The organism is Streptococcus sp. LMAG:39, assembly GCF_008680485.1.
GTDB lineage: Bacteria > Bacillota > Bacilli > Lactobacillales > Streptococcaceae > Streptococcus > Streptococcus pasteurianus.
The window spans coordinates 339,278-352,581 of the sequence record NZ_NALE01000001.1; the positions used below are offsets into that span (position 1 = coordinate 339,278).

Genomic DNA, 13,304 nt, shown 5'->3' on the forward strand with positions numbered 1-13,304 from the left:
AACTCTCAGTCTTGACATTATTCATCTGAACTTGAACTACTTTGTGTGTAAGTCGCTACTTTTTCAAGCCAAGCATCAAAATCACCAGAACCTTTGGCTTTTTTGACAACGTTATTGACGGTATCAATTAAATCTTGGCCTGTTCCTTCGGCAATGCGACCGCATAAGCATCTATATCGTTTGATTTCAAGGTCATATCTGCAATCATCAAATCATCATTTTGTAAAACGTAGCCTTCAGCAATAGCTTTCTCCAAAACAACTGCTTGAAGCTGATTATTTTTCAATTCATTAATCATTTCGCCGTTTGATGTTAAGGAAACGAGGCTCGAATCTGGCAATTGGTCTTTCGCAATGTTTTCTTGGATTGAACCTTTTTGCGCACCAACTGCTTTTCCTGCCAAACTTTCAAGTGTGGTATAGGTTGCCTCGTCCGATTTTTTGATGATGACAACATTTTCAGCCTCATAGTAAGCGTCCGAAAAATCATAAGCTTTCTTACGTTCGTCCGTTACTGAAACTCTTGCGATTGCAATATCTGCTTTCCCAGAAGTCACCGAAGCCAATACATTGTTAAATGACATTAGCGAAAAATCTACATCTACACCAAGAGTATCTTAGTCGTCAGAAGCACTAGAATCGCTAGAGTCACTTACTGATAATTCATAAGCATTTTGAATGAACTGATCAATTTTTCCAGATTCTTTTAATTCCTTGATAACTTTATTAACTTTCTTAGTTAATTTTGTACTGCCTTTAGGAAGAGCAACAGCGTAGGCATCAGCATCATCTGACGTTAACGTGATACCTGAAATAGTAAGGTCACTGTTATTTGCCACATAACCTTCGGCAATTGGTTTTTCAAGGACAACTGCTTCAATTTGTGAATTTTTTAATTCGTTAATCATTTCACTGTTTTGTGTCAATGAAACGACTTTTGCACCTGCTAATTGTTCAGAAGCAACTGTTTCTTGGATACTTCCTTTTTGAGTACCAACTGATAGACCGTCTAAAGAGTCTGTATCTGTATATTTATCAACATCTGTTTTTCTGATAAGAACAACATTCTCAGCTTCATAATAAGGATCTGAGAAATCATAAGCTTTCTTACGTTCTTCTGTTGCTGAAATTCCTGAGATGGCAATGTCTGCTTTGCCAGATTGAAGACTCGCAAGAACGTTATTAAATGACATTGATGAAAATTTGACATCCACACCAAGTTCTTCTGCAATAGCTTTAGCAATCTCAACATCAGCCCCAACAATAGTATCTTTGCCGTCCACCAATGTTTTAAATTCAAACGGAGCGAACTCTGGGTTCAACGCAACAACAAGTATTCCTTTGTCTTTGATATCTGATACTGATGTATCTTCTGAACTGCTAGAACCACAAGCTGACAATAGGAAAAGCGAAGCCGCCGCTACTGCTAAACCACCAAATAATTTACTTACCTTCATAATCATTTTCTCTTTTCTTTTTGATATAAATACATTATATTTAATATTTATACATTTGTCAACCTGTAAATTTATAAAAATTCAACATTTTTACATTATTTCTGTATAAAATAGCAAAAAGGCTGAGAAATCAGCCTTTTTTGTATTTTCACATTGCGCGTTATTGTCTTAGTTGCTGTGCCAGATTTCGCCGTTGTATTGTTCAATTGTACGGTCTGATGAGAAGAAACCAGCTTTGGCAATATTTTTAACGACTTTTGTCATCCAAACTTTTTGGTCTTCGTAATCAGCAAGCATTTGTTCTTTAACAGCAATGTATTCTTTCAGGTCAATCAAAGTCATAAACCAGTCTTTGTTAATCAATTCATTGTAAAGACGCTCAAGACGTTCTGCGTTACCATGTTTCACTAATTCATCACTAACGATGAAGTCAACAGCTTCTTTGATAACTGGGTCATTTTCATAGTAATCAGTTGATATATAACCTTCCGTTGCATAAAGATCAATGATAGTATCAGAATCTTTACCAAATGTATAAATATTATCCATTCCTGCTAATTCAGCAATTTCAACATTGGCACCGTCCATTGTACCAAGAGTCAATGCACCGTTGAGCATGAATTTCATATTACCAGTCCCTGAAGCTTCTTTTGATGCTAGAGAGATTTGTTCAGAAATATCTGTCGCAGGAATTAAGTGTTCAGCAACGGTAACGTTATAGTTTTCAACCAAGTGAACATTTAGGTATTGGTTAACTTCTGGGTCGTTGTTAATCACTTCTGACAAGCAAAGAATCAAGTGAATGATATCTTGGGCAATGATGTAAGCAGGTGCTGCTTTACCACCAAAGATAACAGTAATCTTACGTTCTGGCAAATTACCACGTTTAATTTCAAGGTATTTATGAATAATATAAAGAGCATTCATTTGTTGACGTTTGTACTCGTGGAAACGTTTGATTTGTGTATCAATAATTGAGTTTTCGTCAAGTTCAATACCTTTATTTTCTTTGAGGTAACGTTTAAGAGCAAGTTTATTATTGTGCTTGATTTCAGCCAATTCAGCATGAACAGCTTCATCATCAGCAAAAGCAAGTAATTTTTCAAGCTTAGTCGCATCAGTCAAGTAGTCATCGCCGATAAGTTCTTTGATATAGTCAGCCAAATCTTGGTTGGCAAATTCAAGCCAGCGACGGAATGTGATACCGTTTGTTTTGTTGTTGAATTTTTCAGGATAAATATCATAGAACGGTTTCAACTCACTGTTTTTAAGGATTTCAGTGTGAAGCGCAGCTACCCCATTGACAGATGTTGAGAAATGAATATCCATATGTGCCATGTGAACACGGTCAGCTTCGTCAATAATTTGAACAGCTGGATCAGAGTATTCGCTAGCAATCAATGTATTCAATTTTTCAATGATTGTTACCAAATGAGGAACAACTTCGTTAAGGTAGTCAAGAGGCCATTTTTCAAGCGCTTCTGCCAAGATAGTGTGGTTAGTGTAACCAACCATATTTTTCACGATTGAAACAGCTTCGTCAAAGTCAATGTCATGTTTTTCAGTCAAAAGACGGATAAGTTCTGGAATGACCATTGATGGGTGAGTATCATTGATTTGCACATAAGCATAATCAGCCAAGTCATGCAAGTTTGACCCACGTTCGATAGCTTCATCAATCAATAACTGTGCCGCATTTGAAACCATGAAATATTGTTGGTAAATACGAAGCAATTCACCGTTCTTATCTGAATCATCTGGATAAAGGAAAAGTGTCAAGTTTTGCCTGATTTCCGTCTTATCAAATGAAATACCATCATGAATCAAACCATAATCAAGACCGTCAATATCAAACAAGTTCAAATAGTTTTTAGTGTCACGTTTATAACCCAAAACATCGATACGGTCAAGACGAGATTTAAGTGTGAAATCTTTAAATGGCACATCATAACTGATATCAGTTGGAACAAGCCATGAATCTTTTTCAATCCAGTAGTTAGCTTCTGCTTCTTGTTGGTTATCAACGAAAACTTGTTTAAAAAGTCCGCAGTGATAGTTAAGACCAACACCTTCACCGTTAATACCAAGTGTTGACATCGAATCAATGAAACATGATGCTAAACGACCAAGTCCACCGTTACCAAGAGATGGTTCAAGTTCAACATCTTCTACTTCGGCAATTGATTTACCAGCTGCTGCTAATTCAGCTTTAACATCTTTGTAGATGCCAAGGTTGATAAGGTTGTTTGACAATAGTTTTCCGATAAGGAATTCAGCAGAAATGTAGTAAACTTTGCGTTTTGCTGTGTTTTTTGGTTTTTCAGCTGCCAAGTCTTTAACGTAATGTAAAAGTGCTACGTAAATATCTTCATTGCTCAATTCAGCAAGTATTTGCCCTTTTGATTGGAGATAGTTTATGAAATTAGTTGTCATTTTTAGTCGCCTTTTCTTCTTTAGTTATCGTTTTAAATGTATTTTTGCGGCAGTAAAGTGCTGTAATATCTTTCAAGAAAGCTTTGCGCTCATCTGTCAAATCTTCTTTAAGCATACGCCATTGCCAGTTGCCACCAACAGTATTTGGAATATTCATACGGCTATCAGCTGGTTTATCAAGTAGATCTTGCATTGTCGCAATCGCAACATCACTAACAGTCACAAACAATGTCCGAAGCATAGCTTGTGTAATCGGTTCATCGTCACTACGGTGAGTGTAAGCATTCACAAATGCTTTTTGCTCGGCAGTCAAGTTGTCATACCAACCGTTGATAACTTCATTATCGTGTGTTCCTGTATAAGCAACGCTATTTTTATTACAGTTATGAGGAGCATCAATACTCTTTCCTTCGGTGTCATAGAAGCCAAATTCAAGAATTTTCATGCCTGGGAAAGCTGTATCTGTCAATAACTGTTCAGCTTTTTCGTCGATGTAACCAAGGTTTTCAGCGATAATCGGAAGGTCACCAAGTTTGTCTTTGACAACATCAAATAAAGCACGTCCTGGACCTGGTTCCCAACTACCGTCATTTGCTGTTTCGTAGTCACCACGGATTTCCCAATAATCTGAGAAGCCTTTGAAATGGTCAATACGAAGAAGGTCATACAATTTGAAGCCTTCTTGAATACGGTAAACCCACCAAGCGTAATTTGTCTTAGCATGATTTTTCCAATCATAAATTGGATTTCCCCAGAGCTGACCATCATCACTGAATTCATCCGCAGGAACACCGGCAATGCAAATTGGATTTTTATCACTATCTACTTTGAAGAGTTCAGGCATTGTCCATACTTCAACACTATCAGCTGAAACATAAATTGGCATATCACCAATAATTTCAATACCATTTTCATTAGCATAAGCTTTGAGTTTAGCCCATTGTTGATAGAAGAAATATTGAGTGACTTTATGGTAAAGAATAGCGTCTTTTAATTTAGCACGGTAAGTTTCAAGAGCCTTTTCTTCTCGTCTAACAACCGCTTTATCGTCCCATTCTTGTAGAGCTTTGTTATCAAAGAATTCTTTAATTGCTATGAAGTCTGCAAAATCTTGTAGCCAACTCGTATCTTTTTCAAATTCAGCTAAGGCTTCAATATTTTCCTTTTGACTCAAGAAGGCTTTAACTGCTTTTTCCAAAATAGGACGGCGCAATTCAAAAATACGAGCGTAGTCAACAGACTCTAAATCATCACCAAAATTAACGGTTTCAAAATCTTTTTTATCAAGGTAACCTTGTTCACTAAGGAGTTCAAGGTCAATCAGATGCGTATTTCCCGCAGTAGCTGAGAACGATTGATAAGGGGAATCACCATAACTTGTCGTTGTTAGTGGTAAAATTTGCCAGTATGTTTGGTCAGTTTCAACTAAGAAATCAACAAAGTCATAGGCTTCTTGTCCGAATGTTCCCACCCCTTGCTTTCCAGGTAGCGATGTGATATGCATCAATACACCACTTGCACGTTTTTTCATACGTTTTCTCCTTTATCAACTATCTTTACATTGCAAATTATAACGCAACCGTTTGCGCTAGTCAACTATTTTCTTAAAAAATTTTCACAAAAAAATCGCCTTATTAGCTAATAAGGCGATATAGGGTATTAAAACAAAGCTAAAAAGCTGTTAAACCCTTTTTAGTTAATCATCAACGTGTAATTGGCGTACACTTTCACGTTCTCTAAGCGTAAATGGAACAATAATTTTTTCAGTAATAGCTGTTTTAGGCGATTTAATCAACTCTACCAATCTTCTAAAACTTATTCGTCCAAGATTTGAAACATTAATATCAAAGGTTGTTAAATACGGGTGAACTAGGGTTGAATATGCTGAGTTATTGAAAGTAATAATCGAAATATCATCAGGTACACTCAATTGATAATAAGATAAAAACTGCGTAATTCTAACCGAAATCGTATCTGCAATAACAATTAAAGCGGTTGCTTTGCTCTCTTCGATTTTTTGAATTAGTTCTTCTAATACCATAGGATCTCTACGGTCAAATAAGAGTGCAGGATTGCTATCAAGCTCTAATTTCTCCATGCCACGTAGGTAACCAAAATAACGTTCTGATGACACTTCAGATTTTAAATCATCTGTTACAAAAAGAACCTCACGATGTCCTTTTTGGTAAAGGTATTCTACTGCTTTTTTCCCCATTAATTGGTTATCATTATCAATATAAGTAATGTCGTTTTCAAAACCTTCTGGTGCTCCTACGATAACAAATGGCACGTCATTGTCCATTAAATACTTACGAACAGGATCATCAGGGTCAGAGTAAAGGATAATAAAACCATCAACACGCTTCTGACGATACATCAATTTAACCTGTTCTTCAAGTTCATCAACCGTCATCCCTGTTGCGATTGATACCGTAAAATCATTTAGCTTTGCTTCACTTGTAATTGTTGACAAAATTTGCATAAAGAAAGGTTCATTCAAACGATCTGGAGTAATTAATGGTGGAAAAATCAAACCAACGTTATAAGTTAAACCGCTTGCTAACATTTGCGCGGCAACATTGGGCACATAACCAAGATCTGCCATCGCTTTCCGAACTTTATCTTTTGTTTTCTGAGAAATGGATTTATTATCTTTTAAAACGCGGCTAACTGTTGAAGGATTCACGCCAGCTTCAGCCGCTACATCTTTTATTGTAACCATTTATGTCTCCTTTTCACTTTTCATTTTATAATAGATTTACAGTACTGACAAGATTTTACTTGTAAAATCTTATTTTACTCCCTATTATACATAAAAGCAGATTTTCTGCAATTGTTTGCCTTTATATCTTACAACTTTTTTGACAAAAAATTTTTTATTGTTATGAGATCGCTTAAATCAAGCTTTTATGACCATTTTGGGGTTTAAAAACTAAATTTTTTTCAAAAAATCGCTTGACAATATCTGCAAGCGGTTGCATGATATAGGTGTAACAATTATATTACTAATCTTTCTCTAGGAGGGGAAATCATGAAGAAGAATACATGGAAAAAAATGGTCCTTGCTGGTGCAGGTCTTACACTCGCAGGTAGCGTATTAGTCGCTTGCTCAAATTCCTCATCAAATAGTTCAAGCTCTTCATCAAGCAAGACTATTAAATTATGGGTTCCAACAGGCGCTAAAGAATCTTATTCAGAAGTCGTTAAACAATTCGAAGAAGAATCTGGCTACACTGTAAAAGTTGTTGAATCAAACGATTCAAAAGCACAAGAAAATGTAAAAAAAGACCCAGAAAAAGCTGCTGATGTCTTTTCACTCCCACATGACCAACTTGGTCAATTAGTAGAATCTGGTGTTATTCAAGAAGTTCCAGAAGAATATGCCAACGAAATTGCTGAAAACGATACCGACCAAGCAGTTGCTGGTGCTCAATACAATGGTAAAACATACGCCTTCCCATTCGGTATTGAATCACAAGTTCTCTTCTATAATAAGTCTAAACTTTCTGAAGAGGATGTTACTAACTATGAAACAATTACAAGCAAAGCTACATTTGGTGCTACTTTCAAATCAATGAATGCTTACGCTACTGCCCCACTTTTCATGTCAGTTGGTGACACATTGTTCGGAAAAGACGGTGAAACAGTTGATGGCACAAACTGGGGTAACGAAGCTGGTGTATCTGTCCTTCAATGGATTTCAGACCAAAACTCAAACAGCGGATTTGTTAACCTAACAGCTGAAAACGCTATGTCTAAATTTGGTGATGGTAGCGTTGCTGCGATCGAAACAGGACCATGGGATTTGTCAGCTGCACAAGAAGCTATCGGTGAAGAAAATCTCGGTATCGCTGTTTACCCTACTGTAACAATCGGTGGAAATACTGTTCAACAAAAAGCTTTCCTTGGTGTTAAACTTTTTGCTGTAAACCAAGCACCTGCTGGTTCTGACACAGACCGTATCGCTGCTTCTTACAAACTTGCTTCAATGTTGACTAGCGCTGAAAGCCAAGAAAACCAATTTACCTATGAAGGACGTAACATCATCCCAGCAAACAAAGAAGTTCAAGAATCTGATACCGTTCAATCAAACGAATTGGCACAAGCAGTCATCAAGATGGCATCATCATCTGACTACACAGTTGTTACACCTAAACTTAGTCAAATGACAACATTCTGGACTGAAAGTGCTGCTCTTCTCAGCGATGTCTATAATGGTAAAATTCAAAGTAGTGACTACCTCACTAAATTACAAGAATTTGACGCAGATTTAGCTGCTGCTGAGTAAGACGTATTAAAGTGGGGAGTCACTTCCCCACTTTATTTTTAGGTTAATCATTATAGAAGTTATTGCTAAGATATTTAAGCTTAAAACTTTTAGCAGTGACTTCCAATAATGATGTAAAAGGAGTTTTGTATGATTAATTCACAATATTTTGACAGTGTACCTGTTAAAGAAGTTTTCAAAAAAGGTGGCTTTGATACTAAACTGTCATTTCTGATTATGGGATTTTCAAATTTCTATCATAAACAGATTATTAAGGGATGTTTATTCTTACTTTCAGAAATCCTATTTTTGATTGCTTTTGTTACTTCAATTATTCCGAGTTTGCAAGGGTTAATCACTTTGGGTACGCAAGAACAAGGACTTGTTGAGAAAACAGTTGGTGGCATTAAGATGAAAGTCGCTGTTGAGGGTGATAACTCAATGTTAATGCTAATCTTCGGTTTAGCAGCCTTGATTTTCTGCCTTGTCTTTGCTTACATTTACTGGTGTAACCTAAAAAGTGCGCGTAATCTTTATGTTCTAGATAAAGAAAACAAAAAGATTCCAACGTTCAAAGAAGATTTTGAAACACTTGCTAATGGTCGTTTCCACATGACTTTGATGGCAATTCCAATGATTGGTGTTCTGCTCTTTACCATCTTACCATTGATTTACATGATTTGTTTGGCATTTACAAGTTATGACCACAATCACCTACCACCAAAGAGTCTCTTTGATTGGGTTGGTTTCACTAACTTTGGTAATATCTTCAACGGTCGTATGGCAGTAACATTCTTCCCAGTGCTTTCTTGGACCTTGATTTGGGCAGTATTTGCCACAGTAACAAACTTCTTCTTTGGTATTATTTTAGCTCTTATTATCAATACTAAAGGTTTGAAATTGAAGAAAATGTGGCGAACAATCTTTGTTATTACCATTGCGGTGCCACAATTCATTTCACTTCTTATCATGAGAAACTTGCTTCGCGATGCTGGTCCAATCAATGCTATTCTTGAAAAAATCGGACTCGTCTCAGCTGCCAATCCATTACCATTCTTATCTGATCCGCTTTGGGCCAAGTTCTCAATTATCATCGTTAACATGTGGGTTGGTATTCCTGTAACAATGTTGGTTGCTACTGGTATCATCATGAACTTGCCACAAGAGCAAATTGAAGCTGCTGAAATTGACGGAGCAAGCAAATTCCAGATTTTCAAATCAATCACATTTCCTCAAATTTTACTGGTTATGATGCCGAACTTGATTCAACAATTTATCGGTAACATCAACAACTTCAACGTTATCTACCTCCTTACTGGTGGTGGTCCTACTAACTCTAATTTCTATCAAGCTGGTAGCACAGACTTGCTTGTTACATGGCTTTACAATTTGACAGTTACTGCAGCAGACTACAACCTTGCTTCTGTTATCGGTATCATCATCTTTGTTCTTTCTGCCGTGTTCAGTCTTCTAGCTTACACAAGAACAAGTTCTTATAAGGAAGGGGTTGCGAAATAATGAAAAACCAAAAACGATTAAGATTGACGTTTGTCTATATTTTACTGATTGTTTTATCAATCATCTGGCTCTTTCCAATTGTTTGGGTTGTCCTTACAAGTTTCCGTGGCGAAGGAACAGCTTATGTTAACTATTTCATTCCAAAAACTTGGACGCTGGATAATTATATCAAATTATTCACATCAGATGCCTTTCCTTTTGGACAATGGTTCTTAAATACATTGCTAGTTGCAACAGCATCTTGTATCATAGCAACCTTTATCACGGTTGCTATGGCTTACTCACTCAGTCGTATCAAATTTAAACACCGCAACGGTTTCTTGAAACTAGCACTTGTGCTTAATATGTTCCCTGGCTTTATGAGTATGATTGCCGTTTACTACATCTTAAAAGCCTTTAACCTTGACCAAACACTTCTTGCCCTTGTCTTGGTTTACTCAGCTGGTGCAGCACTAGGCTTCTATATTGCCAAAGGGTTCTTTGATACAATTCCTTACTCACTTGATGAATCTGCCATGATTGATGGAGCAACACGCGCTGATATTTTCTTTAAAATCACACTTCCTCTTTCAAAACCAATTATCGTTTATACAGCGCTTATGGCTTTCATCGGACCTTGGATTGACTTCATCTTTGCTAAGGTTATCTTAGGAGATGCGACAAGTAAATACACCGTTGCCATTGGACTCTTCTCAATGTTGCAACAAGATACCATCAATGATTGGTTCATGTCATTTACAGCAGGTTCAGTTATTATCGCCATTCCAATCACATTACTCTTCATGTTTATGCAAAAATACTACGTGGAAGGTATTACAGGCGGTTCTGTTAAATAATCTAAAACCAAGCATTTCCCCTTCTAAATTAATTATCAAAAACAGCTTAGAACGATTCTTCCAAGCTGTTTTATTTTTACTACATTATTAATTATAGTAGAAAATTTTGTTTCTTACCAAAATTCGCGTAAGAAATCATCTTTCAAACGTTCACGGTAAAAGAGTTCGTTGAGGTCATCTTCCTCAAAAACACGAAGCAAATTGAGCATATCATAAGCTAAATCTAGTTTTGGTAATTCCTTGCGAGGAATCCATTTAATTTCGCCCTCGTCAGTCGAATGAATATCACCGACGTAGTCAGAAGCTCGATATAAGAAAACAAGGTAGCGTTCATCTTCTTTAGTGTACCAATGTTTCATTCCCACTAATTGTGGATCGTTAATCGTCAAACCAGTTTCTTCCTTAACTTCACGAATAACAGACTCAACCAAACCTTCGTGTGGCTCAATATGCCCTCCAGGAAGCGCATAACCAGACCAACGATAACGTTTTGGGTCACGAATCTGCATGACAACATTTCCCTGACCATCCTCAATTAAGCACATATTTGTTAAAATCACACTCTGTGCACGTGACATATTTTCCTCCGAATTCTATTCTCTACGCTAATACTTAATATTAATTGTTTTTTAGGGTGTTCTAAAGTGAACTTTTACATGAATCTCAATTCTAATCCAAGGCTTTCAATTCTAATACCATATCACGCAATTGGGCAGCAAGTTCAAAATCAAGCATTTCTGCTGCTTCTTGCATTTGTTTTTGAAGTTTCTTAATGGTCTCTTGACGTTCTGCTTTCGTCATAGCATTGTAGTCTGGAATATCTTCTGTGACATCTGTATCAGAACTTTTCGAAATGGCAATCAAATCGCGAATATCTTTTTTGATTGTTTGCGGAATAATACCATGTTCTTCATTGTAACGCATTTGAATTTCACGACGACGCGCAGTTTCGTCCATGGCTTTTTGCATGGATTCTGTAATCTTATCAGCATACATGATAACATGCCCCTCGCTGTTTCGCGCTGCACGCCCAATCGTTTGAATAAGACCACGTTCATTGCGCAAGAATCCTTCCTTGTCCGCATCAAGAATGGCAACCAAACTTACTTCTGGGACGTCAATTCCTTCACGAAGCAAATTAATCCCAATCAAGACATCAAAAACACCTAGGCGCAAATCACGAATGATCTCCGTACGTTCCAACGTTTTAATATCTGAATGCATATACTTGACTTTGACCCCCATTTCTTTGAGGTAATCGGTCAAATCTTCTGCCATTTTCTTAGTTAATGTTGTAATGAAAGTGCGTTCGCCTTTTTCAGCACGTCTATTGATTTCACCGAGCAAATCATCCATTTGTCCCATGGTTGGACGCACTTCCACTTCAGGGTCAAGTAAACCAGTTGGACGAATGATTTGTTCAACAACAGTATCAGTTTGTTCCAGCTCGTAATCCCCTGGGGTGGCTGACACGTAAACAATTTGGTGAACATGACTTTCAAATTCTTCACGGCGCAAGGGACGATTATCAAGCGCACTTGGCAAACGAAAACCATAATTAACCAGCATTTCCTTACGCGAACGGTCTCCGTTATACATTCCTTTGATTTGACCCATGGTCATGTGACTTTCATCAACCATAATAAGGAAATCTTCTGGAAAGAAATCAAGTAAGGTAAACGGTGGCTCCCCTTCTGAACGACCGTCCATATGACGCGAATAATTTTCGACACCATTTGTATAGCCCATTTCACGAAGCATTTCAACATCGTATTCTGTTCTTTGGCGAATACGCTGCGCTTCTATCAACTTTCCTTCTGCCTCAAACTGCTTGACCTGCTCTTCCATTTCTTCCAAAATGTTGTGAATGGCGTGCTCCATATGTTCCTCATTGGTCATGAAGTGTGTAGCAGGGAAAATCGCTAAATGTTCCACCTCACCAAGAACTTTACCTGTCAAACTTTCGATTTCTCGAATACGGTCAATTTCGTCACCAAAAAATTCCACACGAAAAGCATGCTCATCACGACTGGCTGGGAAAATTTCGACAACGTCGCCACGCACACGAAAACGGCCACGTTGAAAATCAATGTCATTTCGTTCAAATTGAATGTCAACCAAATCGTTTAACAATTGATCACGTGATATTTCTTGCCCAGGTCGCAAACTAACCACACTATCAGCATATTCTTTTGGTGACCCCAAACCATAGATACACGATACCGACGCTACTACGATAACGTCATTACGTTCTAGTAGGGCTGATGTTGCTGAATGGCGTAATTTATCGATTTCATCATTTACCGAGCTATCTTTTTCAATATAAGTATCGCTAGAAGGCACATAAGCTTCTGGTTGATAGTAATCATAATAAGACACAAAATATTCAACAGCATTGTCTGGGAAAAATTCTTTAAATTCCCCATAAAGTTGCCCAGCCAAAGTTTTATTATGAGCAATGACCAACGTTGGTTTGTTGACCTTAGCAATAACTTGACTCATCGTATAAGTCTTACCAGTTCCTGTTGCTCCAAGAAGAATTTGAGCTTTTTCCCCACCTTCAATATTATCGACCAAAGCCTCAATAGCTTCTGGTTGGTCTCCAGACGGTTGGTATTTTGATACTAATTTAAATTGATTGTTCTCTACTCTATCTATCATGATAATCCTCAAAACTGAAATTTGTTACTCTTATTGTAACACAAGTCAGTAAAAAAGGGATTTTTAGACTATTATTGCTAAAATTATAGTATTTCATGTAAGATTTTCTAACATCACATATTTCTTAAATTTG

9 protein-coding genes and 1 pseudogene are annotated in these 13,304 nt (G+C 37.1%); 3 read left to right on the forward strand and 7 right to left on the reverse strand.

Going from position 1 to position 13,304, the window contains the following annotated elements; translation table 11 throughout:
• Positions 1-17: 17 nt before the first annotated feature.
• The 5 genes and pseudogenes from CCC20_RS01680 to CCC20_RS01700 form a co-directional block, all read right to left on the reverse strand.
• Positions 18-610 (reverse strand): annotated as a pseudogene (locus CCC20_RS01680) (transporter substrate-binding domain-containing protein); the annotation flags it as partial.
• Between the two features lie 6 nt (positions 611-616).
• A complete protein-coding gene (locus CCC20_RS01685; protein ID WP_390578204.1) occupies positions 617-1,456 on the reverse strand; it encodes an ABC transporter substrate-binding protein in 840 nt (279 codons plus the stop codon).
• A 168-nt stretch (positions 1,457-1,624) separates the two neighbouring features.
• The gene (gene glgP / locus CCC20_RS01690; RefSeq protein WP_058692323.1) at positions 1,625-3,889 is read right to left on the reverse strand and encodes a glycogen/starch/alpha-glucan family phosphorylase; all 2,265 of its coding nucleotides are present in this window, start codon (positions 3,887-3,889) and stop codon (positions 1,625-1,627) included.
• Positions 3,879-5,420: a 4-alpha-glucanotransferase gene (gene malQ, locus CCC20_RS01695; RefSeq protein WP_003065475.1), complete on the reverse strand. Its 1,542-nt coding sequence runs from the start codon at positions 5,418-5,420 to the stop codon at positions 3,879-3,881. Before malQ ends, glgP begins: the two co-directional genes overlap by 11 nt.
• Positions 5,421-5,585: 165 nt before the next feature.
• The gene (locus tag CCC20_RS01700; protein WP_058692324.1) at positions 5,586-6,611 is read right to left on the reverse strand and encodes a LacI family DNA-binding transcriptional regulator; all 1,026 of its coding nucleotides are present in this window, start codon (positions 6,609-6,611) and stop codon (positions 5,586-5,588) included.
• A 309-nt stretch (positions 6,612-6,920) separates the two neighbouring features.
• Between CCC20_RS01700 and CCC20_RS01705 the strand changes: the two genes are divergently transcribed.
• From CCC20_RS01705 to CCC20_RS01715, 3 genes are all read left to right on the forward strand, one after another.
• Positions 6,921-8,177, forward strand: coding sequence for an extracellular solute-binding protein (locus CCC20_RS01705; RefSeq protein WP_003065481.1), 1,257 nt, complete (start codon positions 6,921-6,923; stop codon positions 8,175-8,177).
• A 129-nt stretch (positions 8,178-8,306) separates the two neighbouring features.
• Positions 8,307-9,674: a carbohydrate ABC transporter permease gene (locus CCC20_RS01710; protein ID WP_285394216.1), complete on the forward strand. Its 1,368-nt coding sequence runs from the start codon at positions 8,307-8,309 to the stop codon at positions 9,672-9,674.
• Positions 9,674-10,510: a sugar ABC transporter permease gene (locus CCC20_RS01715; RefSeq protein WP_003065489.1), complete on the forward strand. Its 837-nt coding sequence runs from the start codon at positions 9,674-9,676 to the stop codon at positions 10,508-10,510. Before CCC20_RS01710 ends, CCC20_RS01715 begins: the two co-directional genes overlap by 1 nt.
• A 113-nt stretch (positions 10,511-10,623) precedes the next feature.
• Here CCC20_RS01715 and CCC20_RS01720 read toward each other — a convergent pair whose 3' ends face one another.
• Positions 10,624-11,088 (reverse strand): 8-oxo-dGTP diphosphatase, encoded by a 465-nt coding sequence (locus CCC20_RS01720; RefSeq protein WP_003065491.1) that lies wholly within the window; start codon positions 11,086-11,088, stop codon positions 10,624-10,626.
• Positions 11,089-11,179: 91 nt separating this feature from the next.
• Entirely contained in the window at positions 11,180-13,171 is a 1,992-nt protein-coding gene (gene uvrB, locus CCC20_RS01725) for an excinuclease ABC subunit UvrB (protein WP_003065493.1), read from the reverse strand.
• Between the last annotated feature and the right edge of the window lie 133 nt (positions 13,172-13,304).

Coding starts and splice junctions, on each gene's coding strand:
- CCC20_RS01710 (WP_285394216.1), top strand. CDS start 8,307: ATGATTAATTCACAATATTTTGACAGTGTACCTGTTAAAGAAGTTTTC.
- glgP (WP_058692323.1), bottom strand. CDS start 3,889: ATGACAACTAATTTCATAAACTATCTCCAATCAAAAGGGCAAATACTT.
- CCC20_RS01685 (WP_390578204.1), bottom strand. CDS start 1,456: ATGAAGGTAAGTAAATTATTTGGTGGTTTAGCAGTAGCGGCGGCTTCG.
- CCC20_RS01700 (WP_058692324.1), bottom strand. CDS start 6,611: ATGGTTACAATAAAAGATGTAGCGGCTGAAGCTGGCGTGAATCCTTCA.
- CCC20_RS01715 (WP_003065489.1), top strand. CDS start 9,674: ATGAAAAACCAAAAACGATTAAGATTGACGTTTGTCTATATTTTACTG.
- CCC20_RS01720 (WP_003065491.1), bottom strand. CDS start 11,088: ATGTCACGTGCACAGAGTGTGATTTTAACAAATATGTGCTTAATTGAG.
- malQ (WP_003065475.1), bottom strand. CDS start 5,420: ATGAAAAAACGTGCAAGTGGTGTATTGATGCATATCACATCGCTACCT.
- CCC20_RS01705 (WP_003065481.1), top strand. CDS start 6,921: ATGAAGAAGAATACATGGAAAAAAATGGTCCTTGCTGGTGCAGGTCTT.
- uvrB (WP_003065493.1), bottom strand. CDS start 13,171: ATGATAGATAGAGTAGAGAACAATCAATTTAAATTAGTATCAAAATAC.